This window comes from Streptomyces sp. NPDC088097 (genome assembly GCF_044741845.1).
Classification (GTDB): Bacteria; Actinomycetota; Actinomycetes; order Streptomycetales; family Streptomycetaceae; genus Streptomyces.
In genome coordinates, this window is record NZ_JBIUTJ010000019.1 from 76,191 (window position 1) to 101,826 (window position 25,636).

At 70.9% G+C, this 25,636-nt stretch carries 25 protein-coding genes and 1 pseudogene; 10 read left to right on the forward strand and 16 right to left on the reverse strand.

Features of this window, described 5'->3' with window-relative positions; translation table 11 throughout:
- Positions 1 to 3: 3 nt before the first annotated feature.
- Positions 4 to 1,965, forward strand: a complete 1,962-nt coding sequence (locus tag ACIOD1_RS32225; protein WP_401906357.1) for an acyl-CoA dehydrogenase — start codon at positions 4 to 6, stop codon at positions 1,963 to 1,965.
- Positions 1,966 to 1,979: 14 nt separating this feature from the next.
- Here the strand turns inward: ACIOD1_RS32225 and ACIOD1_RS32230 are convergent, their stop codons facing one another.
- The 3 genes from ACIOD1_RS32230 to ACIOD1_RS32240 form a co-directional block, all read right to left on the reverse strand.
- Positions 1,980 to 2,654: a DUF4232 domain-containing protein gene (locus ACIOD1_RS32230; RefSeq protein WP_401906359.1), complete on the reverse strand. Its 675-nt coding sequence runs from the start codon at positions 2,652 to 2,654 to the stop codon at positions 1,980 to 1,982.
- A gap of 263 nt (positions 2,655 to 2,917) precedes the next feature.
- Entirely contained in the window at positions 2,918 to 3,862 is a 945-nt protein-coding gene (locus ACIOD1_RS32235; RefSeq protein ID WP_401906362.1) for a DNA-3-methyladenine glycosylase family protein, read from the reverse strand.
- Between the two features lie 2 nt (positions 3,863 to 3,864).
- Positions 3,865 to 4,233 (reverse strand): VOC family protein, encoded by a 369-nt coding sequence (locus tag ACIOD1_RS32240; protein ID WP_401906365.1) that lies wholly within the window; start codon positions 4,231 to 4,233, stop codon positions 3,865 to 3,867.
- 79 nt (positions 4,234 to 4,312) lie between these two features.
- Here ACIOD1_RS32240 and ACIOD1_RS32245 point away from each other — a divergent pair, with 79 nt between their 5' ends.
- The gene (locus ACIOD1_RS32245; protein WP_365628070.1) at positions 4,313 to 4,774 is read left to right on the forward strand and encodes a MarR family transcriptional regulator; all 462 of its coding nucleotides are present in this window, start codon (positions 4,313 to 4,315) and stop codon (positions 4,772 to 4,774) included.
- Between the two features lie 96 nt (positions 4,775 to 4,870).
- Here the strand turns inward: ACIOD1_RS32245 and ACIOD1_RS32250 are convergent, their stop codons facing one another.
- The 8 genes from ACIOD1_RS32250 to ACIOD1_RS32285 all read right to left on the reverse strand — a co-directional run bounded on the left by ACIOD1_RS32250 (position 4,871) and on the right by ACIOD1_RS32285 (position 10,534).
- Entirely contained in the window at positions 4,871 to 5,224 is a 354-nt protein-coding gene (locus ACIOD1_RS32250; RefSeq protein ID WP_401906368.1) for a hypothetical protein, read from the reverse strand.
- A 370-nt stretch (positions 5,225 to 5,594) separates the two neighbouring features.
- On the reverse strand, positions 5,595 to 6,329 hold the full coding sequence (locus ACIOD1_RS32255) for a hypothetical protein (protein ID WP_365628076.1): 735 nt from the start codon (positions 6,327 to 6,329) through the stop codon (positions 5,595 to 5,597).
- A gap of 90 nt (positions 6,330 to 6,419) precedes the next feature.
- Positions 6,420 to 6,758, reverse strand: a complete 339-nt coding sequence (locus ACIOD1_RS32260) for a hypothetical protein (protein ID WP_401906371.1) — start codon at positions 6,756 to 6,758, stop codon at positions 6,420 to 6,422.
- Between the two features lie 328 nt (positions 6,759 to 7,086).
- Positions 7,087 to 7,716, reverse strand: a complete 630-nt coding sequence (locus tag ACIOD1_RS32265) for a hypothetical protein (protein WP_401906374.1) — start codon at positions 7,714 to 7,716, stop codon at positions 7,087 to 7,089.
- A gap of 633 nt (positions 7,717 to 8,349) precedes the next feature.
- On the reverse strand, positions 8,350 to 9,042 hold the full coding sequence (locus tag ACIOD1_RS32270) for a 2-phosphosulfolactate phosphatase (RefSeq protein ID WP_401906377.1): 693 nt from the start codon (positions 9,040 to 9,042) through the stop codon (positions 8,350 to 8,352).
- Positions 9,043 to 9,499: 457 nt separating this feature from the next.
- Complete coding sequence (locus ACIOD1_RS32275) at positions 9,500 to 9,781, reverse strand: DUF6959 family protein (protein WP_401906380.1); 282 nt, start codon at positions 9,779 to 9,781, stop codon at positions 9,500 to 9,502.
- A gap of 30 nt (positions 9,782 to 9,811) precedes the next feature.
- Entirely contained in the window at positions 9,812 to 10,252 is a 441-nt protein-coding gene (locus tag ACIOD1_RS32280; protein ID WP_401906383.1) for a hypothetical protein, read from the reverse strand.
- 30 nt (positions 10,253 to 10,282) lie between these two features.
- Positions 10,283 to 10,534, reverse strand: coding sequence for a hypothetical protein (locus tag ACIOD1_RS32285; RefSeq protein WP_365628088.1), 252 nt, complete (start codon positions 10,532 to 10,534; stop codon positions 10,283 to 10,285).
- Positions 10,535 to 11,257: 723 nt separating this feature from the next.
- On the opposite strand from ACIOD1_RS32285, the gene ACIOD1_RS32290 reads away from it, so the two are divergent.
- Complete coding sequence (locus ACIOD1_RS32290) at positions 11,258 to 13,063, forward strand: hypothetical protein (protein WP_401906385.1); 1,806 nt, start codon at positions 11,258 to 11,260, stop codon at positions 13,061 to 13,063.
- A 109-nt stretch (positions 13,064 to 13,172) separates the two neighbouring features.
- Here the strand turns inward: ACIOD1_RS32290 and ACIOD1_RS32295 are convergent, their stop codons facing one another.
- Positions 13,173 to 13,850 (reverse strand): class I SAM-dependent methyltransferase, encoded by a 678-nt coding sequence (locus ACIOD1_RS32295; RefSeq protein WP_401906388.1) that lies wholly within the window; start codon positions 13,848 to 13,850, stop codon positions 13,173 to 13,175.
- 266 nt (positions 13,851 to 14,116) lie between these two features.
- On the opposite strand from ACIOD1_RS32295, the gene ACIOD1_RS32300 reads away from it, so the two are divergent.
- Positions 14,117 to 14,446 (forward strand): DUF6479 family protein, encoded by a 330-nt coding sequence (locus ACIOD1_RS32300; RefSeq protein ID WP_401906390.1) that lies wholly within the window; start codon positions 14,117 to 14,119, stop codon positions 14,444 to 14,446.
- Between the two features lie 169 nt (positions 14,447 to 14,615).
- On the opposite strand, the pseudogene ACIOD1_RS32305 reads toward ACIOD1_RS32300, so the two are convergent.
- Positions 14,616 to 15,668 (reverse strand): annotated as a pseudogene (locus tag ACIOD1_RS32305) (iron-siderophore ABC transporter substrate-binding protein).
- Positions 15,669 to 16,090: 422 nt separating this feature from the next.
- Here ACIOD1_RS32305 and ACIOD1_RS32310 point away from each other — a divergent pair.
- A complete protein-coding gene (locus ACIOD1_RS32310; RefSeq protein WP_401906393.1) occupies positions 16,091 to 16,768 on the forward strand; it encodes a hypothetical protein in 678 nt (225 codons plus the stop codon).
- Between the two features lie 45 nt (positions 16,769 to 16,813).
- Here ACIOD1_RS32310 and ACIOD1_RS32315 read toward each other — a convergent pair whose 3' ends face one another.
- Positions 16,814 to 17,506, reverse strand: a complete 693-nt coding sequence (locus ACIOD1_RS32315) for a GyrI-like domain-containing protein (protein ID WP_401906396.1) — start codon at positions 17,504 to 17,506, stop codon at positions 16,814 to 16,816.
- Positions 17,507 to 17,996: 490 nt separating this feature from the next.
- Between ACIOD1_RS32315 and ACIOD1_RS32320 the strand changes: the two genes are divergently transcribed.
- Together ACIOD1_RS32320 and ACIOD1_RS32325 are read left to right on the forward strand one after the other, a co-directional pair.
- Positions 17,997 to 18,338, forward strand: coding sequence for an STAS domain-containing protein (locus ACIOD1_RS32320; RefSeq protein ID WP_365628105.1), 342 nt, complete (start codon positions 17,997 to 17,999; stop codon positions 18,336 to 18,338).
- Positions 18,339 to 18,484: 146 nt separating this feature from the next.
- Entirely contained in the window at positions 18,485 to 18,925 is a 441-nt protein-coding gene (locus ACIOD1_RS32325) for a VOC family protein (protein WP_365628108.1), read from the forward strand.
- A 229-nt stretch (positions 18,926 to 19,154) separates the two neighbouring features.
- Here ACIOD1_RS32325 and bla read toward each other — a convergent pair whose 3' ends face one another.
- Entirely contained in the window at positions 19,155 to 20,075 is a 921-nt protein-coding gene (gene bla / locus ACIOD1_RS32330) for a class A beta-lactamase (RefSeq protein WP_401906433.1), read from the reverse strand.
- A 250-nt stretch (positions 20,076 to 20,325) separates the two neighbouring features.
- On the opposite strand from bla, the gene ACIOD1_RS32335 reads away from it, so the two are divergent.
- From ACIOD1_RS32335 to ACIOD1_RS32345, 3 genes are all read left to right on the forward strand, one after another.
- Complete coding sequence (locus ACIOD1_RS32335; protein ID WP_401906399.1) at positions 20,326 to 20,868, forward strand: NUDIX domain-containing protein; 543 nt, start codon at positions 20,326 to 20,328, stop codon at positions 20,866 to 20,868.
- Between the two features lie 207 nt (positions 20,869 to 21,075).
- Positions 21,076 to 23,079 (forward strand): hypothetical protein, encoded by a 2,004-nt coding sequence (locus ACIOD1_RS32340; protein WP_365628114.1) that lies wholly within the window; start codon positions 21,076 to 21,078, stop codon positions 23,077 to 23,079.
- 4 nt (positions 23,080 to 23,083) lie between these two features.
- Positions 23,084 to 24,562, forward strand: coding sequence for a branched-chain amino acid ABC transporter substrate-binding protein (locus tag ACIOD1_RS32345; RefSeq protein WP_365628117.1), 1,479 nt, complete (start codon positions 23,084 to 23,086; stop codon positions 24,560 to 24,562).
- 63 nt (positions 24,563 to 24,625) lie between these two features.
- On the opposite strand, the gene ACIOD1_RS32350 is transcribed toward ACIOD1_RS32345, so the two are convergent.
- Entirely contained in the window at positions 24,626 to 25,573 is a 948-nt protein-coding gene (locus ACIOD1_RS32350) for a LysR family transcriptional regulator (RefSeq protein ID WP_365628120.1), read from the reverse strand.
- Positions 25,574 to 25,636: the final 63 nt, after the last annotated feature.

Consider the following 25,636-nt stretch of genomic DNA (forward strand, 5'->3'; position numbering starts at 1 on the left):
GGCATGGCACCCCAGAACGCTTCCGCCCCCGCGACCGGCTACGCACGGCCCGAGATCGACGTCTCCTCGTTGACCGAGGTGCTCGACGGCCGGTACGCCGGGATCCGTGACCTCGTCCGTACCAACCTGGTGACGCACGCCTCCGTCCTCGAAGACGCCGAGGAGCTCGGCTTCGACGCGTTCCGCGAGCGGGTGCGTGAGATCGTCGTCGACATGGCCGCGACGGGGCAGACCGGCATGGGTTTCCCCGTCGAGTACGGCGGGGGCGGTGACGTGGGGGCCTCGATCGCCGCGTTCGAGACGTTGGCCTTCGGCGATCTGTCGGTCCTGGTGAAGGTCGGCGTGCAGTTCGGCCTCTTCGGCGGCGCGATCCTCCATCTGGGCACCGCGCGCCACCACGACACCCACCTTCCGGACCTGATCACCGGGGAGCTCGTGGGCTGCTTCGCGATGACGGAGACCGGTCACGGCTCCAATGTCCAGGCGCTCGGCACCGTCGCGCGGTACGACCCCGCGAGCGACGAGTTCGTCATCACCACCCCCGACGACCAGGCCCGCAAGGACTACATCGGCAACGCGGCTCGCCACGCGGAACTGGCCGTCGTGTTCGCCCAGTTGGAGGTGGGCGGCCAGTCCCGGGGTGTGCACGCCTTCGTCGTCCCCCTCCGGGTCGACGGCGAGACCGCGCCCGGCGTCCGGATCGAGGACGACGGCCGCAAGATGGGGCTCAACGGTGTGGACAACGGACGCATCTGGTTCGACGGTGTGCGCGTGCCGCGCGAGGCACTGCTCAACAGGTTCGCCGACGTCACCCCGGAGGGCGTCTACGAGAGCCCGATCGACAACCCCAACCGGCGCTTCTTCACGATGCTCGGCACCCTGGTGCAGGGCCGGGTCAGCGTCGCGGGCGCCGGGATCAACGTCGCCAAGGTCGCCCTGACGATCGCCACGAAGTACGCCGTGCGCCGCCGACAGTTCGAAGCGGCCCCGGACACCGAGGAGCAGGTGCTCCTCGACTACGGCCTGCACCAGCGCCGTCTGCTGCCGCTCATCGCCCGCACGTACGCCCTGCACTTCGCGCAGGACGTCGTGCGCGGGCAGCTGCACGAGGTCTTCTCCGGCATCGAGGACGACGCGCAGGCGCGGCGCCGGCTCGAAGCGCGGGCCGCGGGCATCAAGGCGCTCGGCACCTGGCACGCCACCCGGGTCGTCCAGGAGTGTCGCGAGGCGTGCGGCGGCGCGGGCTATCTCGCCGTCAACCGGTTCGCCGCCCTCAAGAGCGACAGCGACGTCTTCACCACCTTCGAGGGTGACAACCACGTCCTGCTGCAGCTCGTGGCCAAGGGGCTGCTCACCGACCACGCGAGCGAGTTCGAGGACCTCGACCAGATCGGCGTGGTCCGCCACGTCACGGGCCTCGCCGTCGAGACGGTCATCGAGCGGACGTCCGCCCACAAACTGCTCGAACGCGTACGCGACCTGCTGCCCGGCGGTGACGAGTGGGACCGGGAAGCCGGCCTGCTCGACTCGGAGTACCAACTCGCCATGGTCCGCTTCCGCGAGGAGCACATGCTCGCCGGTCTGGCCCGGCGGATCAAACGCGGGATCGACCAGAAGCGCGGTCCGGGCGCCGTCTTCTCGCAGGTGCAGGACCACGTCAACGCGCTCGCGCGCGCTCACGTCGAGCGGCTCGTCACGGAGGCCTTCGTCGACAAGGTGCGCGCGCTGCCCGAGGGGGGCGAGAAGGTGGCGCTCGCCCTCCTGTGCGACCTGTTCGCCCTGTCGACGATCGAGGCGGACCGGGCCTGGTTCATGGAGCACGGGCGGCTGACCGTTCAACGTTCCAAGGCGATCAGCCGCGAGGTGAACGACCTCTGCGGCAAGGTGCGTCCCCTCGCGGTCGACCTCGTCGACGCATGGGGCATCCCGTCGCCCGTGCTGCGGGCGCCGGACCTCGTGGGCTGACCCGGGCACGGAGGTCAGCCGCCCTGACCGAAGTTCCCGATCGGGCCGACCTTCACCGGAGAGCCGGAGCCGTCCGTGACGGGCAACGTGGCGGCGCCCGGCCAGGCGAGAGTCACCGACTTCGTCTCACCCGGCGGGGTCACCACCAGTCCCGTGATGCGGACACCGGAGCCCCCCGAGGTGTTGAACGGGTAGGTGATCCCGAAGGCCACCGAGTCCCCCTTCTTGAGGGTGCCCGGATTGGCCTTCTCCGCCGTGCGCTGGGCGGACAGCGTTCCCGCACCGGTCTTCAGGTCCACGCCCGCGAACCCGGAGACGGCACAATCCCGGGCGCCGCGGTTCTTCAACGTCACCGCGACGGTGCCCTCGGGATCGCCGTCGATGGTGCGGTCCGCGGCAGTGATCGTCAGCTCGTCGGTACGGCACTTGTCGCCCTTGCCGTTCTCCGACGGGGCGGTCCGGGCGGCCGTACCCTTCCCGCCGGAACCAGCCCCGGCGGAGCCCGTCCCGGCATCCGTGGCGGACGCGGAGGAGCCGGACGGCGCGGCGGACGGGGGCGAGACGGATGGCGTGCCGGCCGCGGACGACGGGCCGCTCTGCGCCGCGCCGTCAGCGCCGTTCTGACAGGCCGTGAGTGAGAGACCCGCGACAACGGCCAGGGCCGCGAAGGACAGCTTCTGAACACGCATCGTTTCCACCTCGGTGGCGGTTGGGGGTGCCGGGCTTCTGACCATCAGGAGGACCCGGGACGGCCATTCGTTCCCCCGAACCACCCGGTCATACATTCCTGTTACACACGCCCCCGCGCGCGGCGCGAACCACCGCTCGGCGGCGGTGCGGGCTCCGGGCCTCGGCGGTCGCCTTCGGGTCACTCGGCCACGATTCCAGTCCAGTCCTCGGGTCGGTCACCCCTCGGGTAACCGACTCGCGATCGGAGGTTCGTGAGGGCGCGTCATGATCGCGTGGCGGCTTGTTCCTGGGCTCGGGCGCGCAGGAGGAGGGCGACCCAGCTGCGGTAGGGGCGCCAGGCGTCGGCGATCTGCGCAAGGCGGGCGGGGCTGCGGGCCGCGGTGTCGTCGAGGCCGTACTGGGTGGCGATCGCCTGGTGGACGCGGGGTTCGGCCGCGGGGAAGACATCGGGGTGGCCGGCTCCTCGGATGAGGATGAGTTCGGCGGAAAAGGGGCCGATGCCCGGCAGTTCCCGCAGGTCGGTGAGGGCGAATTCGGCAGGCTGGGCGCGGAGGGCGATGGCGTCGAGACGACCGTCGAGGGCGGCGTCGGCGAGTGCGTGGAGGCGTTCGACCTTGAGGTCCGTCAGGCCGGCGAGGCGCTCCAGGCGCCTCAAGGCGTGAGGGGTGGGGAAGGCGTGGAGGGTGTGTCCTGCCACGTCCAGGGCCTGGCCGTGCTCGCGGGCGATGCGGGCCTTGACGGCGGCGGCCTGGGTCATGCGGATGCGGTTGCCGATGATGGTCCAGGCGGCTGCTTCGTAGGGCGAGTAGAAGCAGACGGGCCGCAGCCCCGGGTAGTCCGCCTGGAGTCCTGCCACGACAGGATCGGCCTTACCGAGGGCCGGGAAGTCCGCGCCGTCGACGTCCAGGGACAGGATGCGGGCGATCTGCGCCGTCGCGGCCTGGGTTTCGGTGGTGCGGGCGGCCCGGACGGAACCGTCTTCGGCGTACACGGTGAAATCCGCCGTCACCGGGCCGGACCCACCGCTCGCCGCCTCCTCCTGCCGCACCGCGCAGCCGATCACGCCGGCACCGTCGTCGGTGGGAAAGGCCATGCGCAGCACGCCGTCGGCCGCCTGGTCGTAGGAGGCGGGGGTGAAGCCCTCCAGGAACCGGATGGACGAGGCGAGGGAGAACGGCCCCTCGGGGGTGAAGGAAGCGGCGGTCACGGTCAGGCTCCGTGGGCGGTCAGGACGTAGCCCTCGGGGCCGACGAAGGAGAACATCGGGCCGAAGGGGCTGTCGACGATCGGGGTGAGGATCTTGACGTCCGCCTCGGAGAGCTGGTCGTACAGCGCCTGCGCGTCGGGGGTGGAGAACCACAGGGCGACGCCGAGCCCCGGACGTCCGGAGTCGAGGTCGGTGCCGGGCAGCGGCTCGCGCACGGCCAGCGGGCAGGGCTTGGTGTCGAACACGACCGCGCCCGGCGGAGAGGCGGGGGTGCGGCGCAGGCCGAGGCGCTTGTCGCAGAACTCCGCCGCCGCCTCCACGTCACGGACCTGGAGGGCCACGAAAGTGGGGCCGTCGATGCTGACAGACATGGTGTCCTCCTCTAAGCAATGTCAGGACTTTGACATACCCGACCCTAGATGCGCTGCCGACTGATGTCAAAATGTTGACATGAAGGACATGCAGCCAGTGGAACCGCCGCACCCGGCCCAAGACGTGCTCGACCACGTGGGCTACCGGCTCAAACGCGCCCACGCCGCGCTGCGGGGCGCCATGGACAAAGCCCTGCGCGAGCACGGCCTGACCGTGCCGCAGTACGCCTGCCTGGAAGTCCTCGCCGCCCGCCCAGGCCTCTCCAACGCCGACCTCGCCCGCGCCACCTTCGTCACCCGCCAGTCCATGAACGTGGTCCTGCGCGGCCTCCACAGCACTGAGCTCATCGACCGCCCGGCCACCGTCGACCACGGCCGCGCGCGTCCCGTCCACCTCACCGAAGAAGGCCGGCGCCGCCTCACCGCGGCCCAGCAGTCCGTCTACGCCATCGAAGCCCGCATGATCAGCGCCATCCCGCCCGACCGTCTGGACGCTCTCCTCGAAGACCTGGACCGCGTGGCAAGAGCCCTTGACGGCTGACCCCCGGCGCGCACGGGTCGGCGCCTCCGACGCGGCGCTCGTACGGGGCAGGCGGGGTACCCGATACCCGCCATCGGCAGCGCAGCGGCTGCACGATCAGCAACGTGCACGTGAACGACCGTGGCCGATCTCTTGGACGAAGGCAGTGATGGACTGTACGGCGGGCCGGCGCTCGTCCTTGATGCAGGGCGGGCAGACCGAAGCGGTCCGGACCTTCTGCTCCGTTTCCGGCTCAGGCAGTCCGAGGTGGGCCCAGAGGGTGGCCGTGGTGTACGTCTTGGGGTCGCGCGGGGCGTCAATCCGGAGGGCATCCTCGGGGCGCAGGTCGGTGACGAACGTTTCGGCGTCGACCGTCGGCGCCATGAAGGCAATCAGGTAGGTGATGTCCTGGAAGCCGTGTCGCACCGCCCCTGTGACGTCGGCGGCGCCGGCCGGTGTCCGAACGCGCATGAACTGGGCCGCCTCGGGAGCCCCTTGGCCCTCAACCCAGACGGGTCCCCCGCCGCGACCCCTTCGAGGTGCCGCTGTCGGTGCAGGCGGTGGCCGACAGGACAGGGCCACCAGACCCGTCAACCCAGCCAACGCAATACGGACGGCGAGGGAGTTCGTACGTTTCACCGACTCCCCTCCTCACCCCGGGCGGGGTCGCCTGCGGGCATCTCCGGCGTGCCGGCGCCCCCGAGGTCGTACTGTCGGGCCGAGCTGGTCCCGTGCATGTCGAATTCCTGGGCAAGGCCAACGGTGTGGAGGCGGGCCATGTCGGTGTCTTTGATCGTTGCCGGGCCGATCGGGGTCTCTTTGCCCGCGCCCCAGGAAGCGTTTAGCTGCAGTCCCACATGAACCGGCCTTCAAGGTGATCGGAGCTGACGAAGAGGAAGCCGCTTCCGTAGCCGAAGTTGAGGAAGAACGGATCTTCCTTCGCCTCGCCCCGGTCCTCGAACTGGCAGAGGAACAGCCAGGAGGGCTCGATGCCGAAGGCCTGGTTGTTGGGGTAGACGGCCTCGCCCCCCATGAAGTCCTTGGGCCAGTCCTCTTCGGGGAATTGGACGTCTGGCCCCTCGCCCCGCAGGTACCGGGAGCAGGCCGCGGCCTGGTTCGCCGCCTCCACGAGTTCCGGTGGCATCGGAGTCAGGTCCGTCAGCCATTCAACGGGAACCTCCGTGTAGTCCGGACCCCACCGCCACAGCGTTCGCCCCCGAGTGCCGGGAGCCCCGATCGACGCGAAGGCCGGTATCCGCCCACCCGGCTGGACCAGAACGACGGCCTCGCCGTCCTCCGGAGTGTCGCCGCCCATGACCACGTTCTCCTCGTGCAGGAACAGGTATGCGAGGCGCACCTCGTCGCCCGGTACCCGGAACTGCCCGATGAACACAAGGGGCTCGCCCGAACTCGGATGCACCGGCCAGGCCGGGCCGTCCAGCCAGACCGGTTGCCCACCAAACTTCGACACCGGTTCCATGACCGACTCGCGCGCAGCCCGGAAGGACATCCGCAGTCGCGGCAAGAAAGCTGCGTCGTAGGGGCCTGCGGCCTGGCCCGTCGGCTCGGAGATCATCTCTCCGACGCTACGTCACCCCATCGACAGGACCCAGCCTGGCCGGTCTCCTTTGGTCATGCCTGTCCTGCAAGATCCGAAAGAGACGGCCTAGGCGGACCCGCGGCGCCGCGCCTTGCGGACTCCGTACAGGACCACGAGCAGGACGATAACGATGACCACGACGATCAGGAGGTTCTTGAAGAGCCCGCCCTTCTTCTTGCTCTTCTTGCTCTTCTTGTTCCCGGCGACCGCTTGAGCAGGTGAGGACTTCGTCGCCTGGAGACCGGTCACCGCGCCCGTGCCGGTAGGGAGCGCGCCCTGCGCAATCGCCGCCGAGGCGGGAGCCTGCCGCAGGGCCGGTACGGCTGCCGTCGCGGTCGTCGCAGGACCTAGCAACAGGCCGGCGAGCACGAAGAGCGGTACGGATACCGCCGCTACGGGGCGCATTCCTGAGATGCTGCGCTTCGTCACTATCTCCCCTATTCCGTGGCGGTCCGACCGGGCCCGGCGAAATCCGGGCGGCCATGGCCAGTAAGCATCGTCGGCGAGTTCGGCCGCCCCGGCAAGGGCCTGCGTGGTGCAACAGCGCCACGCGGGCGGTCAACCTGCTGCACCCTGCCGAACGCGACCGCGGGTCATGGGCACCGTTCGCGCCACGCACCCCGCCAGCGACCTGGACGCACCCGCGGCCCGGTGTGCGCGGCCGCGGGACGGCGTTCTCGGTCGTCCCCAGCACTCGATCAGCCATCAGGCCGGCCAGGACCCTTACCGAGCGTCAGCTCTGGAAGTCGTCCAGTCGAGCGCCGATGTTCAGGTCGCTGCTGAGCTTGGCGATCAGGACGGGCGCCAGCGTGGGCGCGTGGTGGTGAGCCCATCGGTCGGCGAGGGTGAGGAACCCGTTCAGCCGCTCGTGCACGGTTCGCACGAGGGCCGGCAGCTCGACCAGAGGGATCTCTATCGGGATCTCCGTCGGTGGGTCCGTGTCGGGCCATACCTTGACGAGGGTCCCCAGGTACTCAACGCGTGTGACGGTTCCGTGCCCGAGCCAAAGCTCTTCGGCTTTCATGAGGACGAGCCAGTCGCGCCAGTTCTCCAGGCCGAAGCAGCATCCGGGGGCGATTGTCACACCGGTCGCGGTGTCTTTCACGAGGATGCCGCCCGGAGCCGTCACGAGATCGACATCCAGCAGGTTCTGGATGGACCGGAGGACGGTTTCGGTGTCCGAGACCGGGTCGTCGGCGTCATCGGGGTGGTAGCCGGTCAAGGCCGCCATCGCCGTTCCGACCTCATCCGGAGACATGTGGCCGGAGAGGGCCAGGAGGTGATCTGCACGCGGTGCAGCGGTGGGCCACAGCCCAAAGTCGACAACATCGTAGGTCTCGACGACGGCGTCCATGATCAGCATGGTGGTCATTGTCGCTGTCCAGAGGTGCGTTGGTTTCTCCGTTGCACTGGCGTGGAACTGGCCGCCCTCCTGCGCTCCACGTTCCACAGCCGCGAACTCCTCAGCTGTCCATTTCGCCAAGTAGGACGCCGGCAGGAGCTTGGAGGAGCTCGCCAGGGAGGCGGCCCGGCCGACTCGCCCCGTGGTTGCGGACATCCCTCGGGACGAACTCGTTGAGATCGCACTCTGACGCGCCTCTGAACTACCGGGGAAGGTCGGCCGGCCCTGGGCTTCGGCAGCATCCGGGGCCCCTTCATCGTGCAGGCCGCATCCCTACCGTCAACCTCGTCAAGAGCCGCCGCGCCATCCCTTCAGCAGCGGTGGCCGTGGGGGGACCTGGAGAAGGGACACGGAGGTCCAGAGCATGAGCGCGGCGCCACCCGTGGCACCAACGAGGGCGACCGCGAGGTTCCGACGTCCTACGTGCCCGATCAGTACACCGTCCAGGCCCTTCGATCGCCTTTCCGGGCCGCTCTCGCGCTCGGACACTTTCAGTCCCTTCCTCCCGTCGACCGACTGTCATCGTAGGCAGGAAGGTTGCCTGCCTGCTCACCTGCCTGAATGGGGCACCGCTCGCAGCACGGCACGCCGAACTCAAGCAGCGGCAGGCCCCGTCGGAGCGTAGGGGCGGAGGACCATGAGCGAGTTTTCGGAGGTCGCGATCATGGCGAAGGGGAACCGGTCCAGCTCAAGGCAGAGTTCGACGTCATCGGGATGGACTCCTTGACGCACCCCTTCCGCCAGTTCGGCGGCGGCGCGTGAGTCGCCGGCGCGGCGGAGGAAATCGGACGGATCCGTCGCGGACCCGGTGGCCCGCCGAGCGATGTACTGGGCGCACGCCAGGTCTTCATCCGCGCGCCCGTCCTCGCCGGTGACGACGAACGTGACGGCGCCACACGCGCGGGTCCGCAAGAGCCGGGCCGTTGCCTCCGCCACCACGAAGCTCGCGCACAGCACCAGCGACGCGTCCTTGACCGCAAGGGCGCCGACCGTCCCCGCCGTGGTCTTGTGCACGACGGTTCGTCCGCCGAGGTCGAGGGAGCGCAGCAGGCCCGGCGAGTTGACGGTGTCGAACCCGGGAGCGAGCGGACCGTCCTTGATCGCCACCCACTCCGGGTGACGAGCCTTGAGCGCCAGGGCTTCGTCCAGCGAACCAGCGAGAACGATCTTTTCGGCCCCCTGCGCGAAGGCCCAGGCGGCCACCGTGAAGGCACGCATGACGTCGACCACGACCGCCACGGAGGGGGCTTCGACCAATTCGGCGATGCCGAGGAAACGAGCGTCCATCCGGTCATGATCACGCACTCCCGGCCCCGAGCAACCAGACGGTGACGGGCGTCACTTCGAGGACCTCGGAACGCGACACTTCCGGCTCGCCCGCCCGCAGGTCGTGGCGGCGCCATGCCTCGGCCGGCCACGGGGGGGCGGCCGACGGACAGGGGGTACCGGTCGAAGCACACGACCGCGGCATCGGTGGCAGCGGAGGGGCGCCCCCGCCCGGTGGGTGGTGGGCGATGGGTGGTGGCTGCTGACTGCCATGGCGTCGGCGAGTTGCGCGACGGGGTCGCCGGCGATCCGGCCATGGGACCGCTGCGGGGGCCAGGTGGAGAACGCGTCATCCAACCAGCGGGGGAACTCGTGGAAGCGCGGGCGCGGTGCGGGCTGTTCCGAGCCGGGGCCACCGGCGCTCAGGATGTTCACGCGCCCGGCCCGCGATCCGGTCCACGTCTTCTCGGCGAGGCCGTCAGGGGCCGTAGTACGGAAGCGCGAACCCCTTTTCCCGGGAAGCCGCCTCGTACACCGACAGCATGTCCGAGATGACGGATGCAACTTCGCCCGCTAGGAAACGAGCCTCGCTCAGATCACCTGCGTCAAGGTTTTCGGCGAGCTCCTGCAAGGTCCCCTGAAGGATTTTCAGAGAATCGCCTTGGATCGCCGCGGCGGGGAAGTTCCTCTTGGGCAGTTTGACCACTGCGTAGTTCCCTGCGACTGCCAAAACCGAGGCGGTTTCGCCCTCTGCGTCCACTGCTCTCCTCACGGTGGTGTTCGCCTCGTGCTACACGGGGCGAAGAACGGGATCTATCTCTACGAGCGTCTCGTACAGCTGACGCGCCCCTCGGGCAACGCGGACGTCAGTGCCCGACATCAACTCCTCGCAGCCTCGCATCGCGTTGTCGCGGTCCCTGGAGAAGATGCCGAGCACGTCGGTGATCGCCGTGTGAATCCAATCGCTGTGGTTCGCGTCCGCCACTGCCAGGGCGGACGCGACGATCCTCAGCCCAGCCCGGTCGTGCCGTCGCAGCGAAACCCCCGCTGTCGCTCGTGTCACCAAGGTGTCGCGCGGGGCGATCACGAGTTCCAGCAGCGGTCCCCGGGCTTCCGGCATCTCGGCGAAGGCCGCCAGGCCGTGGCCCGCATCGGCTCGGTCGCGGTAGTGACGGCTACGCCCGAGCGCGCTCAGGGCCACAACAGCCTCAAGCCGCAGGTGACTGTCCACCGAACCACTCACCCCTCCCCCATGATCGGGTCAAAGTACCATCGGGGCGCCCGGGGCCGCCTGGCAATTGCCGCCTCGCCCCCAGCCCGAGAACGCACTCCGGTCGGTGCCGTCGAGTGGGCCGTCACCGCGCTCAACACTGCCCGGGAAAGAGGAACGATCATGCCGCGACGAGGTCAGGTCCAACACGCGTACGGTGCCGTTCTCCCGCAGCTCTCGTAGGGCGGGCATGATCTCGCCGTTGAACCGGTTGTCTTCGAAGGCGACGACGGCGACGTCCACCGGTCCGACGGAGTCAGCCTCGTCGACCGAGTCGTCGTCGAGCTCGGCAACCGTGACAGCTCCCAGCAGCAGCCGGCGCCCCCGGCAGCACCGCCGCCGGCGCCCGCCGCTCCGGAGACACGACGACCGACCGAGCCACGACGGACCGGAGACGCGACCGAACACGGCAGGCGTGGGGGCGGGCACGGCCGGGCGGACCGGCGCGCTCCCGCAATCGGGCCCGACAGCCGTGCGCGCTGCTCCCGGAAGGCACGGCATGCGGGGGCGACGACCTCGAACTCCATGCGTCAAGGGACGGCGTCAGCGAACGGCGTCAAGGTGTCCCCCGGAAGGGCAACCGCCCTAAGTGAACAGGCGTTCCCTCGCTCCTCCGGTTGCCGAGCAGCCCGATTCCGCTCCAGGGCGGCGCGATGGCGCGCGGCGGGGAGGGCCCCGGAGGGTGGGGAGCCCGACGGGCAGGGAGGAGGAACGGTCCTGCCGAGGGGCCGTGACCTGGTGTGCCATCACGCGAGGGGCAAGTCGAGCAGCATCAGGAAGTACCCACCCGAACGGGTGACGGAGTTGCCCCGTGGCCCGGGGTTGCTTCCAATGGGCCGCCGATGTACGTCCGAATCGACGCAGTTGAGCGCCCTGCCCGGGGAACCCCATGGCCGGCGACCGACCGCCCCGCAGTCGGCCGGCGGAACGGCGGACGACACGCCATCCATGGAGGAGCAGCCCCACGTGACCAGGAAGACGCGGCCCGAGGCGAACACCGGCCCCACGGGGGCCCGGAAGGACGCGAGCGGGCCCGCCGTGGCCGCGAGCGGGGCCGAGGCCATCATCCCCAAGCAGCATCGAGACGCGGACGGCACGGGTGGCAGAGGTGACGCGGGCGCGGGGAACGGCCCCGGCGACGGCCGGGTGTCCGCTTCCCCTGTGGTGGCGCCCCACCCTGACGGGCCGTCCGCAGTCCCTGCCCCCGCCGACGCCCTCCCGGCCGATGCCGGCTCCGCCGATGCCGGCCCCGCCGACGCCCTCCCCACCGTCGGCCGCAACGGTCGGGTGATCGCACGCACCGCGAGCATCACCGCGTCGGCACCCGCACCGTCGGTGAGCACCCCCGCCCCGGCCGACGCAGACGCCGACCCAGACGAACCGGCGTCCGGGAGGCGCCGGTCGCGGCGGGCCGGGGTGGCGCTCATGGCCGGTTGCGGTGTCGCCCTCGCGGCCGTCGCCACGCCGTTCGTGCTCGACGCCGTGAACGGCGACGACGACAGGGCCGTGGCCGGCGGCTCCGTCGCGCAGGACCTCGGCTCCGGCCCGTCCGGGCACGAGGCCGGGGCGATGCTCCGCGCGATGGCACTCACCACCACCGCGCTCGGTTACGCCCCCGGGGCCACGGGCGGCAGCCCCGCCGAGCGAAGCGCGCTCGGCAAGGCCCGTCACGAAGGCCGTCGTTACGCGCTCGCCGCCTGGGCCGCGTCCGGTCGTCCGACCGGCGACGACGCCCTGTACGGCGCGCTGCTGCGCTCCAGCGGAGCGTACAAGGATGCCGTGACGACGCACTCCGGGCTCGCTCCGGTCGGCGAGGTGTTGGCCGCCGATGTCGCGCCGGAGGGGCACAAGTTGGCCGTCCTGACCCGCCAGAGGGGTTCCGACCTGGCACGGATGCAGGTGTTGGTATTCGGCGAGGACGCCACCGACCCGAAGTGGTCGACGATCGGCCCCGCCGTCGACCCGTCCTCCGCCTTCGCCATCAGCGACTGTGGCGGAATGCTCGCCTTCGCCGAGCCGAACGGCCACCGCGAGGTGTGGAACATGATGGGCGCCGAACCGGTGAAGACCTTCGAGTCGAACGGCGACGGCGTGAACCGCTCGGCGGGCGAGCGCCAGTTCCTCGACTTCAACAACGACACCCACCGCCTCCTGTACGCGCACGGTCCGCGCGACGCGCTCCGCGGCGAGGTGGTCGCGGTGCACCAGGCCGTGCCGATCGTCGAGGCCGACGTCGCCCTCCCCCACGGCCGGGAGGTCGGCGACGTCCGGCTCGACGGTCTGAAGCCCACGGCGGTCACCCTGGTCACGGGCGCCGAGGGTGAGGTCCTGAGCCGCTACGGCGACCGCCTCGCGGTCGGCTCCGCGAGCGGGACCCGCAGCGACGCATCGCACCGGTACGTCGTGGAACGCCGCGGGTCCGCCGACGACGTCTACGCCGTACGCGTCACCGTCCCGCGGCTGGGCCGCACCTACCGCGCGACGCTTCCGACCGGCTCCCGCGCGGCGGACGTCGCCGGAAGCGGGCAGACCATGGTGGTGCCCGTCCGCGAGGACGGGAAGACGCTGCGGATGATCGTCATCACGGACGACGGCCTCACTGTCGTCGATGCCGTCCGCGTCGATGGCACGCAGGAACGCGGGCTGCCCGACGGCGACGCCCTCGTCGCCGAAGCCTGCAAGGCCGGTCCCGAGCGACTCACCGCCCGGGAGCTCTCCGCCCTCCCCACCGAGGACCGCAAGGCTGCCGCCGCAGCGTGGCCGTGCGCCTGAGCCGACGCCGACGCCGAAGCCGAAGCCGCACCAACGGCACACCAACGACGGACCAGCGGGTCGCCAACGCCTCCCGACGGACGCCCGGGGGGCCTGGCCCAGGCCGGGCTCAGGCCTGTGCCCTCAAGGCCACGAAGCACCGCTCGCCACGAGGGCCGGTCCACGTCTCGCCCGCGGACCAGCCGCAGTCCCGGGCACGCCGTTCCAGCGCGGACGCGCCGACGGCGGCCCAGGAGAACACCGGACTCGCCGCCTGCTGTCCGGCGTAGAGGCGGACCCGCCGGCGTTCGTCCACCTCACCGGGAGACACCTCCACGATCAGCAGCCCCCGGTCACGGACCAGGTCCCGGACCCGGGACAGGAGCCGCCCCGGGTCACCGCCGATGCCGATGTTGCCGTCGATCAGCAGCGCCGTGCCCCAGCTTCCCTCGCCGGGCAACGGGTCGAACACCGAGCCGCTGCGCGCGGGCCCGCCCCGACACACGGTGGAGATCACCGCAGTGGTGCAGACGTCGATGCCGAGCACCTCCAGCCCGCGCCGGGCCAAGGCCCCGACCAGGCGGCCGGCCCCGCAGCCGATGTCCAGCACCCTGCCCTCACAGCGCGCCAGCACCGACTCGTCCCCCACGTCCGTGGGCCCGGTCCACCGCGGCACGTCGAGGGGTAGACACCAGCCCTCACCGTCCCTGAGCGAGAGATCACTTCCCTGAGCGTCCAACGCCTCCGCGTACGGCCTGGCGTTCCAAGGCTCAGACTTCGCGGCCGTCGCCGTAGCGGCAGTACTCACACCCGACTCCTCGTCCTGCATGCTCATCGTTCGCGGAACGCAATTCATTGCCGGAGAACTCCCCGCCAGTCTTGCTTGCCCGACCCCTGATTTCCGGTCGGAGCCACGGCGCAATCGGGGGCCAGACCGAAAATCAGAAGGACCGCGCGTCGATCTGATCGGGGGGTGGGACGACCGAGGGCCGGTGCCGTAAAGGGCCGGTGCCGTAAGGGGACCGTTCTTATTGTTTTGCGCCATCGATGGACGAACGGGTCGAAGCTGGGCTCATGGACACCACCGTGAACGACCTGGCAGTGGACATGAAACTGACGAACATCGCGTGGTTCCTGTTCGTCGGGCTCCTCCTCGTCGGATTCCTGATCAGCGCCTTCATCGTCGGCAGACGTGTGCGCGTACGCGAACCGGCGCCGCCCGACCCCGGCACTCAGCCGCACCTCCCGGCCGGCGGCCCCGTGTACGAGGTACGCGAGGAACGCGAGCACGTGGGCTTCCCGCCGGAGGGGCTGGGTCCGCACCAGATGCTCGGCTACGGCAACCTGGGCTCCCGTACCTCCACCCACCCGGAGGAAACCCGGGCCGCCCGCGACGCCGGCTGAAGTCCCGGCGGCCCCGCAGAGTCCGCGAAGCACGGCCGAAGCGCCCCGCCGGTCAGCCACGACGAGGAGGTGGTCGAGGCGTTCCGGCCTGACCGGGTCCTCGTGCTTCCGGATGCCGTGGAGGGCTGCTGGAACTCCCGTGCTCTCCCCATCAGGCAAGCAAAGAAGGCTACTTGGGGACCTTGGTGATCTCGGGGACGACCTGGTCGAGGGCGTAGGACACGGAGAGGACGGAGTCGGTCGCGAAGGTGGTGCCGAGGGTCGACTGGGGTTCGAAGACGATGTCGTGCCCGGCCTTGACGGCGGGCACCTCCGGTAGAGGGTGTCGTCCTTGATCTTGGCGGCGGGAACGCCGATCGGCGCCATGATCGGGAGGTCGGCGTCGAGCATGTCCAGGTCCTCGCGGGAGACCTCGGTGAAGAAGGAGGCGCCGGCCTTGGCGTCGACCTTGCGGGTTGTTCGTGAATCCAAGCCGCTGAAGGAAGTCGACGCGGCCGCTGCCGCGGACGTAGGCGCCGTAGCCGACGCTGGTGAGGGAGCCGGCGGTGACGGTACGGCCCCGGAACCGCGGGTGTTGCTCGACCGCGGCATTGAACTTGCCCTCGACCTGCGTGATGAGCTCGCGGCCCTTGTCGTGCAGACCGAGGGCGTCGGCGACCATGGTGGTCTGCGTCTCCCAGTTGGTGAGGTACTGATCACCGCCCCGGGGGACGCCCACGGTCGGGGCGATCTTGCTGAGGGTGTCGTAGCGCTTCTGGTCGCCGCTGGACTTGGTGTCGAGGATCAGGTCCGGCTTCAGGGCAGCGATCTTCTCGTATTCGGGCTCCAGGGTGCCGATCTTCTCGGGGCTCTTGGCGTACAGGTCCTTGACCCAGGGGCCCACGCCGTCGCCACCGAAGGCGAGCCAGTCGCCGGCGCCGACCGGCTGCACCCCCAGGGCCGGCGCGGTCTCGGCGTCGCCCCAGCCCGGCGCGACGACCCGTTGGGGCTTCCGGTTCACGGTGATCTCACCGAACTTGGTGGCGACCTTGGCGGGGAACCCGTCGCCGGAGCCCGGGCGGCAGCCTTGTCGTCCGTGGCCCGGCCGGACTTTCGTCCCTACTCGGCGGCCCTTGTGCCCGTAGCCGTGGATCCCCGTGGCGTGCCCGTGGCCGTGGATGCCCACGGCTACCCGTGCCCGTGCCCGTGGGGCACCCGTGCCTCTTATGGCAATCCGTGCCACGCCATGCGGGTAATCTGTGCGAGGTCCGTCGTGAGGCCGCCGACCGGCGATCCCGACAGCCGTGGGCAGAGCGTTCTGGTCCGCGATCACCGCGCAGTCCCTCCGCACGGCCCCGAATGATCCCGGCGCAGCGACGACCGCCCCCAACTACCTCCGACGTACCAGCCCTGCCCGCACGCGGGCAGTCACCCCAGGAGCGCCCCGCCTTGTCCCACCCGTCGCACAACCCCCAAGAGCCGTCGGGCCCCTCCTACGGATACCCGGGGCACGTACCGCCCCAGGCGTCGGCCCCGTACGGCCACCCGAGCCCGCCGGTCGGGCCCTTGCCGCCGGTTTCCGCTCCTCCCCGGCAGCCGCTCAGCCGTGGGCAGCGGGTCGGGCTCGGCGGCTGCGCAATCGTCGTCGGGGGCTTCGTCGCCCTCGTGATCGCGGCCCTGGCGCTGGGTCCGGAGACCGTGGTCAAGGTCAAGGAGAAGCCGGTGCCCGGCCCTACGGTGACCGCCGCCGGCCCCACCGTCACCGTGACCGCCTCTCCCAACTCGGCGCCTCCCGGCATCCCCCAACTCGCCGGCGGCACCTGGAAGGACGCCCAGGCCCGTACGGTGAAACTGGAGGCCCGCAGCGCCTACTCGGACGTGAACCTCCCGGCCGATTACCTCACTTGGAAGGTCTGCGCGCAGGAGGGCGGGCTCGTCGAAGGCTCGCCCGCCACGGTCGTGCTCCACCTCGCCGAGAACTCCTGCCCCACCAAGATCGGCGATCGACTCACTCCCGAGCCCGCCCCCGCTCCCCCCGGCAACAAGCCCGAAACCGCGGCCGCGGCCCCGCCGAACACCCCTACCGGCAGCGGAACTTCCGGAGCCGGGACCAACGGCGGCGGCTCGGACGGCGGGACGTCCGGCGGCGGGAGCAGTTCGTCCGGCGGCTCCTCCTCCACCGGCGGTGATTCCTCCGGAGGGTCCTCGGGGGGCGGTTCCTCCCCCGTAGTCCACCCGGGTTCGTTCTGCTCCCCCGCCGGAGCGAGCGGCGTGACCTCGGCCGGGACGGCCATGGTCTGCGGTCCCGGCTCCGACGGCCGCAACCGCTGGAAGAAGTCCTGACCCCACCCGGGGGCTTGCGCGAAGGCCGGTCGCCCCGGCCGGCCTTCAGCCCTGCTCCCGCTCCACCGGAAGCCACAGCTCGGCCTCGGCTTCGGTGTGGTCCGGGGACGGGCGGACGCGCAGGATCTCGGGGCCGGGGCGGCTGCGGTACGGGTTGGACGGGAACCACTGCGTGAACACGTCCCGCCACAGCTCCTGGATGGCCTGCGGGGCCGGTACGGAGGCCATGAAGACGCCCCAGGTGCCTGCCCGAACGGGAAGGACCGAGCAGCCGTCGAGGGTGGCCCCCGAGGTGATCACCGCCTGGTGGTAGTCGAGTTCGGTGCCCTCGGCGCGACTCGGGTCCAAGTCGTCGCAGACCGCGACGATGCCCTGCGGCTCCTGGTCCGACACGTCCGACAGGCCCGTGAGTCGCTCGGTGACCCGTGGGTCGATCCCGCGCACGAAATCAATGATCGCCTGGTTCGGCCCCGCGTGCACCAGTGGCACCCGGGCCTTGAGACCGACGATGCTGAACTCCGTCCCGTCCACGACGCGATAGCGCATGCTACTGCTCCCCTCGACGGTGAGCCGGCGGCGCCGTACGTACTCTGACAGCGGCATGCCGGCGAGCGCGGAGACCATCCGGCGCAGGTGGTACTCCGAGGTGGCCGCGACGCGCGCCGGCTCGGCCACGTCCACGTGCCGGTCGAGGCGGTGCTCGATGTGCTCCAGCGACTGGTTGAGACGCTCCAGCACTCCCGGCCTCCTTCCAATGTGCTGATCACCACGCTACGGACCGGGCGCCTGCCGGACCCGACATCCTGTGCCCGATCGGGTCGGGTGCACGCACGCCGGTCGCACGGCCGATGTTCTTCCACTCCGGCTCCCGTGCCTGGGGCGGGGCGAAGACATCGCGGCGGTCGATCGTTCGTCGATCAGTCGCAGCAGGACGGCGAACTCAAGTGGCGTCGTCACACTCACTCCCCACCACCGCGATCGGACCATCGGACAACCATTTTCGCTGCTCGGGCGGCGTGCAGGCGGTCCGGGCACCGGCGTGGCCGGACGTCCCCGGACCGCACGGCACCCTGCTCGGAAGTGCCGGCCGGGTGGTGACACGGTCGGGTTCGGACATCGGCGCGGCAAGAGTCCGGAGGCCATTTATTCTCTCCTCTGAAGGGTGGGCGGGCGCCCGCGAGAGGGGCCTTGACCAGGCCCGGAAGAGAGCGCAAGAGAGGGGCAGCGGATGGGGCACGCCGGCGAGCCGGAGGACCGCATCGACGTCGAGACCGGCGAACGGATCAACGTGGTCCGGCCGTACGGGGAGATGGACATGTCCCGCGCTCCGGAGCTTCACCGGGTGCTCGTGAAGGCCCTCGCGCGGGGTGTCGACGTCGTGGTGGACCTCCAGCACCTCACCTTCTGTGACTCCTCCGGTCTCAACGCCCTCCTGACCGCCCGCAGCGCGGCCGCCGCCGACGGCCGCACCCTGTACCTCGCCGCCCCCACCGTCCAGGTCGCCCGCCTGTTGGAGATGACCGGCAGCGACGCGATCTTCAGCATCGACCCCGCCCCTCCCCTCCCGTGACGACCTCTCCGCGTCGACCCTCGCCCGCGCGTCGACCGCGGCCGGCGCGTGCCGGGCCCGGCCCTGTCAAGGGGCTCGATAGGCTCTCGTAGCCGTAGCCGTAGCCGCACCCAGGCCCAGGCCGCACCACACCCAGGAGGCCCCGCATGGCGATCCAGCGGATGGACAACGTCCTCATCGTCGTCGACGACCTCGACGCCGCCATCGCGTTCTTCGTCGAACTCGGCATGGAGCTGGAGGGGCGGTCGCCGATCGAGGGGCGGTGGGTGGAGCGTGTCATCGGGCTCGACAATGTCCGGCAGGACATCGCGATGCTGCGCATCCCCGGCGCTCCCGGCCGAATCGAGCTGGCGATGTTCCACGCGCCCAAGGCGCTCCGTGCCGAGCCGAGGGAGGCGCCGACGAACACGCTGGGCATCCGTCGCATCATGTTCGCCGTCGACGACATCGACGATGTCGTCACCCGTCTGCGCACTCACGGTGCCGAGTTGGTCGGCGAGATCGCGCAGTACGAGGACAGCTACCGGATGTGTTACGTCCGGGGCCCCGAGGGCATCATCGTCGGGCTGGCCGAGCAGCTCGACTGACCGAGGGCTGCCAACCGTGGCACTTGCCGGTCCACGCCCTCGACTGTGACGGCGAGTTGGCGATCCACACCAGGCACGGTGTCCCGGACTCCCCGCTGCGGCCGGGCCGCGCCGCCTACATCCGCTTCGACGGAAGCGGCCACCACTCCGTGCGGGGCAAACGGCACCCGTGCGGGGCGGGGCAGGCGGGGGTCACCCCGAGCCGCCCTTGAGGAGCGGGCGGGCCCTTTCAGGGCGCGAGGGCCTTCGCCAGTAGGGCGGCGGTTCGGGCGATGAGGGGGGAGTCGGGTGCGGCCTCGGGGTCGTGCTTCGTGGTCAGGACGGCGATCACGACGGGCGGCCGGCCGGGGGGCCAGGCGAGGCCGACGTCGTGGCTGGTGCCGTACCGACCGCTGCCGGTCTTGTCCGCGACGCTCCAGCCCGACGGTAGTCCCGCCCGCAACTTCTCCTCCCCCGTGGTGGTGGCCCGGAGCCAGCCGGTGAGCCGCGTACGGTCAGCGGGCGCGAGGGCGGAGCCGAGGGTGAGTTCTTCGTACGTCCGGCCGATGGCGTACGGGCTGGTGGTATCGGTCGTGCGAGTCGGCTCGGCGCTGTTCAGCTCGGGCTCCCACCGGTCGAGACGGGTCGTCGGATCCCCGATCGAGCGGCAGAAGCGCGTGACCGCCGACGGTCCACCCAACGCGCGGAGCAGCAGGTTCGCGGCGGCGTTGTCGCTGGAGGAGATCGCGGCGGCGCACAGGTCCGCGACCGTCATGCCTCCGGCGAGGTTCTCGGGACGGCCGGTGACGGGGGCGTATCCCGAATCGGCCACGTCCTGGGCGGTGTAGCGGATGCGCCCCGCCAGGAATTCGCCGTCGTGATCGAGGTCGCGCAGCACCGCGGCGACGGCCGGCGCCTTGAAGACCGAGCACATGGGGAAGAGTTCGTCCGCCCGGTAGCTCACGGTGCGACCGGTGGCGGTGTCCCGGGCGTAGACCCCGAGGCGGGCGGAATGCTCCCGCTCGATCGCCTCAAGTGCGTACGCGACAAGGGCGTCCGCCCCGGCCGGTGCGGCCAACGCACTCGGACTCGGACTCGCACTCGCACTCGCACTCGCACTTGAGCTTGCGGGCAGGGACGCCGCCAGCAGCGCTCCGACTCCCCACCCCATGGCCCTGCGCCGGGAAGCGGGCTGTCCGTTGGTACCGAAGGCGGCTGTCCTCTTGTCGATCACATTCTTGAAGACGCGCATACGGACGCATTCGTTCCGCCGTTCACCCGTATGGCCCCGGCGGAAATCGGTCGCTCGACGTGATCTCGATCGCGGTCGAGGACGAAGACGAGGACGAGGTCGAGGACGAATCCTTCGGGACCGTCGTACAACCCTTCCGGGCTCGGCGGAGGCCACGATACTGACGCCCATGACGAGCACACCCGACAGCCCGGCGGCCCCGTTCTCCCGCATCAAGATCCGGGCCGGGGCCTTGATCTTCTGCGGCACCGAGGTCGCCCTCATCCGCCGCGACCGCGCCGACTCCACGCACTACACGCCCCCCGGCGGCAACGTCGAAGACGGCGAGGACCTCGACCAGGCCCTGCGCCGGGAACTCGCCGAAGAGCTGGACCTCGACATCGACCAAGCCGAAGGCGGAGACCTCCTGTGGGTCATCGACCAGCGCGTCACCCGCCCCGGCCCCACCCCGCCTCCGCGCAAGCTCCACCTGATCTACCGCCTCCACATCACCCCCGAACTCCGTGCCACCCTCGCCGAGGTGGAACTGGACGAACTCCCCGACGGCAGCCACGAACCCGGCGTCATCGAATGGATCGACCATCGGAAGACCGCCGAACTGCCGATCTTCCCGCCCATCGGCCCCGGCCTCGCCGCCTTGGCCGACCCCCGCGCTCCCGTGGCCGATGCCGCCCTCGAAGCGGTCACCGACGCGAACTACGCCTGGGTCTGATCTCCCCCTCGCCTGCCGGACGGTTGCCACCGGCGGGCGGGCGAGGCGGATGGTCCCCCGATCCGGGCCATCCGCCGCCCCCGCCGCCCCGTCCGCACACCCCCTCCGAGCAGGGGGAAGGAACCAAGAGGGGGAAACCCCTGTCTGACGGGGGCTTCGGGTGGCAGTCTCTAGTCCTCGGATACGTCGTCCTGGGGGGGATCACGCGTGAGGGAGTCGGGTACGGGCATGGGCCTGCGGGGCCGTAGTGGCATCCTGTCGCTGGTCGACGCGTGCCTCAAGGAGGGCCCGGCGGCCGAGCGGCCCCTGACCATGCTCCTCGGCCCGGCCGGCAGCGGGGCCAGCGAGGCCCACAGCGCGCTCATGGAACACTTCGGGCCCGACTACCCCTTCGCCTACGTCAACTTCGCCGGGGCCCAGTCCCTGCTGCCGCGCTACGCCCTCGGGCTCCTCGCCCGCCAGCTCGAACGCAAGCTCCCCCGCTACGGCCGCTCCCACTTCCCCCTGCTCAGCCTCGGGCTGCTCGCCTCCGACCAGGAGCTGCGCATGCGCAGCCTCGTCGAGGGCCGGCGCGCGGTGCAGCGGCAGCTCGACCGGTTCCAGGAGGAGAACGAGGCCCGGCACGGGGACTACCTGGCCGCGTTCTTCGAAGTGGGCATGGGCGCGCTCGGCATGCCCGAAGGCGCCTCCACCGCCGCTCTCGCCCTCTTCCAGGACGCCCTGAGACGCGGCCGGCGCACCGTGCCTGGCCTGTTCGCCGGCCGTCTGGGCGGTCGGCTCACCACCGGGGCCCACTGGTACGGACGCCACCCCATGACCCGCAGCGCGGACCCCATGGAAGCCCTCGTGGAACTCAACCTCTGGCGCCACGAGGGCGACGAGACCGAACAGGAGCGGCTCGACCTCGTCCTCTTCTCGGCCTTCCTGGAGGACCTCAGACGCAACACCGCCCGCAACTTCATGCCCCGCTCCTACCTCCTGCTCCTCGACAACTCGCACACCGAGTACGGCCGTCACTTCCTCGACCTGCTGCTCCGCTCCCGGCACGACGAGACGGTCGTGGCCGGCCACACCAGCGACCCCCTGACCGTCGTCGCCAGCTCCAACCGCTGGTTGCCCCGCTGGGGGCCGGCCACCGGGGACTCCTGGCCCTGGCAGCTGCGCGGCCCCGACCGGGCGTCCCTGGCCGACTGGAACGCCCACCGGCCGAACCGCGACAGCGAGGACACCTGGTGGTACCCGTTACGTCTGCGGGACCTCAACCTGGACGAGGTGCGGATACGGATAGAGCTGCAGCTCGGCGGGAACAGCGACCTGGCCCCGCTGACCCGCCTGACCCCGTTCGTGCACCGGCTCACCGGGGGCCTGCCGCGCGCCGTCCATCAGGTGCTCGACGTACTGCGTCAGGCCGGGCCGCCCCCGGACTCGGGTCCGCAGCAGGACCGTTGGCTGCGCACCCTGCCCGACCGGGCGCTGCGCACCGGGGAGGAGTCCGCCACCCTCGCCGACACCGCCCTGGGCCACCTCCTGCGCGACTTCGACGGGACACAACGCGCCGCCCTCGCCGAATGCGCCGCCGCCCGGGACTTCTCCGTCGGCACGCGGCTGCTCAGCCCCGACGACTCCCTCTTCGGCGAGGTCCGCTCCCGTTGGCTGCTGACGGGACCGGTCGCCGTCGTCCCCGTACTCCACCCGTGGCTGCGCCGGCTGCTCCTGTGGCGGCTGGCCGCACGTCCCGACGGCTGGGACGACGCGCACGAACTCCTCGCCGAGTACTACCGCATCGAGGGCAAGCCGGTGCAGGAGATGTACCACCAGCTCGCCCGGGGGCGGACCGAGGAGGTCACCGCCCATCTGACGCGGCGCTTCACCGCCGTCCCGGCCGCGCAGTGGATCTCCGAGTTCGACGCGATCACCGCCGCCCCCAACCGGCTGCCCGCCGACAGCGGACCGTTGGAGCTCCTCGCCGGGCTCGTCCCGCGCCGGCCCGGCCGCGTGATGGACACCGAGTCGGTGATCCACACACTGGTCACCACCCGCTGGGTGTGGAGCGATCCGCTCGCCGACCCGGCCATGCGCCTCAACGACATGATCGCCGACGGCTACACCCAACTGTCGCAACTGCGGAGGAACGACATCGTGTCCCTGTTCAACGAGGCGGAACGCTACCGCCATTGGCGCGATCCACAGACCGCGGGCTGGGAGGGCTGAGCACGTGGCCAGAATCGAATGGCCCCTCCATGTGGTGCGTCGCGTGGTGCTCGCCACCGCGGCCGCCGTCGTCCTGGTCGCGGCGCTCTGGTTCGGTGTCGGCTGGTTGCAGGACCGCCAGGCCAGGTGCGCCGACGGGGTCGTCGAGATGGGCCCGGGCGACGAGTGCGTGGGCGTGTCCGACGGCTCCTACGTCTTCGCCCAGGACCTCGACGCCGTCAGCGGCAAGATCGAGGAGGAGAACCGCCGGGTCCTGGCCAACGCGGACAAGGAACCGTACGTCAGCGTCGCCTACTTCACCTCCTTCACCGGAACCGCCGAGGACAGCAACTCGGCCGAGGGCGTCCGCCACGAACTCCAGGGCGCCTACCTCGCCCAGTACCGACACAACCAGGGCGATCTGGCCGCCACCCCCAAGATCCGCCTGCTGATAGCCAATCCGGGCAGTCAGTCCACGCAGTGGAAGCACACCGTGGACGAGCTGGTGGCCCGCAAGGACGCCCCGGACCGGCTCGTCGCGGTGGCGGGCCTCGGCCCCAGCAACGACGAGAACCTCGCGGCGATCAAGCGGCTCTCCGAACACGGCATCGCGATGGTCGGCGCCACCGTGACCGCCACGAACATCCAGGGCATCGACAACTTCGTACGCATCGCGCCCACCAACGAGGACGAGGCGTACGCGGGCGCCGGCTACCTCAAGCGGCACGGCATCGCCACCGCCGTCGTCATCCAGGACGTGGCGAAGGGAGACCTCTACGCCTCCACCCTCGGCACCGCCTTCACCAAGGCGTTCCAGGACGGGGACAAGCACAAGCTCGTCGCCGAACGCATGACCTACGACTCGTCCGTCAGCAGCGCCTGGCAGAACGAACTGCGCTACATGCCGGGCCAGTTGTGCCAGCAGCGCCCGCAACTCGTCTACTTCGCGGGACGCGGCCAGCACCTCACCCACTTCCTCGACGCGCTCGCCAACCGCAGTTGCACCGACCAGCGGTTCACCGTGTTCACCGGGGACGACACCACCAACCTGAGCCCCGAGCAGCTCGCGCGGGCCGCCGGGACGGGCATCGAGGTCCTCTACACCGGTCTCTCCCACCCCGACATGTACCGTTCGGCGCCGCAGACGGTATCGGCGCCGTCAGCGAAGAACTTCCAGCCGGGCGGACTGTTGGACCAGTGGTTCCCGCGCGACCCCCGGGAGGACGGCGGGGCCCTGATGGGCCACGACGCGGTCCTCGCGGCGGCCCACGGCATCCAGATGGCCGCCCGCTGGCAGGGTCAGGTCGTCGGCGACGCGGTGGCCCGGATGTTCCACCAGATGGACGGCAGCCAGCAGGTGCCCGGGGCCGGCGGCTTCATCTCCTTCCAGAACAACGGCAATCCGCGCAACAAGGCCGTCCCGATCCTGCGCCTCAACGCCAAGGGCCAGGTCGAGTTCGTCGAGGTGTCGGCGGCGGAGGGCAAGCCACCGCAGGAGCAGTGACGCGAGCGGGCCCGTCACCCGCCCCGTCACCCGCCCCGCCACCCCGCACCGGCGCCCGCCCCGTCACCCGATCGACGTTCCCGGTGCGCGCAGGGTCCGGCGCACGGCTTCGCGCAGCCAGTGGTGGCCCGCGTCGGCCGCGTGACGGGGGTGCCACGCCATGCCGATGGTCAGCGGCGGCAGGGGCAGCGGGATGTCGAGGAGTCGCAGGCCGAGATGGGTGGCGACGTCGGTCAGGGGGGAAGGGGCGGCCCCGCGAGGTGCCGTGGGGACGAGGCAGACGACGTCGCTTCGGGCGGCGAGGGCCATGGCGGCCATGTGGCCGGGAAGGACGACCGCGACCCGCCGGTGGAGCTCCCGCTCGGCCAGGGCGGTGTCCAGCGGGCCGGTGAAGCGACCGCGGCGGCTCACGACGACGTGTTCGGCGGCGGCCAGCCGGTCCGGGGTGAGCGTCCCTTCGGTGAGGGGGTGGTCGGGCCGGACGGCCGCCGCCATCCGGAGGGTGACCAGTTCCTCGACCTCCGTCTCGGGGTCGACGTGGTCGATGGATCCGATCTCCAGATCGATCCGGCCCTCCCGCAGGGCGGGTCCGGCCTCCAACTCCTCGGCCCGGAACCGCAACGACACCCCGGGCGCCTCCTGCCGGGCCAGCCGCAGCAGTCCGGGAGCCAACGCCGCACCCACCAGGTCGGCCGCCTGGAGGGTGAAGGTGGCGCGCAGGGTGGCGGGGTCGACGCTGCCGCCTGCGGAGAGGAGGGTTTCCAGGCCGCGCACCACCGCGGCTGCCTCGTCACGCAGGGCCTGGGCGCGGGGTGTCGGGACCAGGGCCTGGCCGGCGCGCACCAGCAAGGGGTCCTGGAGGATGCGGCGGAGGCGGGCGAGGGTGCGGCTCATGGCGGCGGGGGACGTGTGCAGGCGGGCGGCGGCGCGGGTAACGCTCTGCTCGGACAACAGGGCGTCCAGCGCCACGGCGAGATTGGCGTCGACAACCGGCTTGGAACTGCTGCTCATGGGCGTTATTCCATTTCGGGCAATGATCCTGTGCTGGAGTTCCCATTGTGGCAACAATGTGGG

Excerpts from the sequence above, each read along its gene's own strand:
- ACIOD1_RS32300 (WP_401906390.1), top strand. The coding sequence starts at position 14,117 with ATGGACACCACCGTGAACGACCTGGCAGTGGACATGAAACTGACGAAC.
- ACIOD1_RS32245 (WP_365628070.1), top strand. The coding sequence starts at position 4,313 with ATGAAGGACATGCAGCCAGTGGAACCGCCGCACCCGGCCCAAGACGTG.
- ACIOD1_RS32250 (WP_401906368.1), bottom strand. The coding sequence starts at position 5,224 with ATGCGCGTTCGGACACCGGCCGGCGCCGCCGACGTCACAGGGGCGGTG.
- ACIOD1_RS32225 (WP_401906357.1), top strand. The coding sequence starts at position 4 with ATGGCACCCCAGAACGCTTCCGCCCCCGCGACCGGCTACGCACGGCCC.
- ACIOD1_RS32350 (WP_365628120.1), bottom strand. The coding sequence starts at position 25,573 with ATGAGCAGCAGTTCCAAGCCGGTTGTCGACGCCAATCTCGCCGTGGCG.
- ACIOD1_RS32335 (WP_401906399.1), top strand. The coding sequence starts at position 20,326 with ATGACGAGCACACCCGACAGCCCGGCGGCCCCGTTCTCCCGCATCAAG.
- bla (WP_401906433.1), bottom strand. The coding sequence starts at position 20,075 with ATGGGGTGGGGAGTCGGAGCGCTGCTGGCGGCGTCCCTGCCCGCAAGC.
- ACIOD1_RS32270 (WP_401906377.1), bottom strand. The coding sequence starts at position 9,042 with ATGGACGCTCGTTTCCTCGGCATCGCCGAATTGGTCGAAGCCCCCTCC.
- ACIOD1_RS32240 (WP_401906365.1), bottom strand. The coding sequence starts at position 4,233 with ATGTCTGTCAGCATCGACGGCCCCACTTTCGTGGCCCTCCAGGTCCGT.
- ACIOD1_RS32265 (WP_401906374.1), bottom strand. The coding sequence starts at position 7,716 with ATGCTGATCATGGACGCCGTCGTCGAGACCTACGATGTTGTCGACTTT.
- ACIOD1_RS32320 (WP_365628105.1), top strand. The coding sequence starts at position 17,997 with ATGGGGCACGCCGGCGAGCCGGAGGACCGCATCGACGTCGAGACCGGC.
- ACIOD1_RS32230 (WP_401906359.1), bottom strand. The coding sequence starts at position 2,654 with ATGCGTGTTCAGAAGCTGTCCTTCGCGGCCCTGGCCGTTGTCGCGGGT.
- ACIOD1_RS32260 (WP_401906371.1), bottom strand. The coding sequence starts at position 6,758 with ATGCGCCCCGTAGCGGCGGTATCCGTACCGCTCTTCGTGCTCGCCGGC.
- ACIOD1_RS32255 (WP_365628076.1), bottom strand. The coding sequence starts at position 6,329 with ATGATCTCCGAGCCGACGGGCCAGGCCGCAGGCCCCTACGACGCAGCT.
- ACIOD1_RS32325 (WP_365628108.1), top strand. The coding sequence starts at position 18,485 with ATGGCGATCCAGCGGATGGACAACGTCCTCATCGTCGTCGACGACCTC.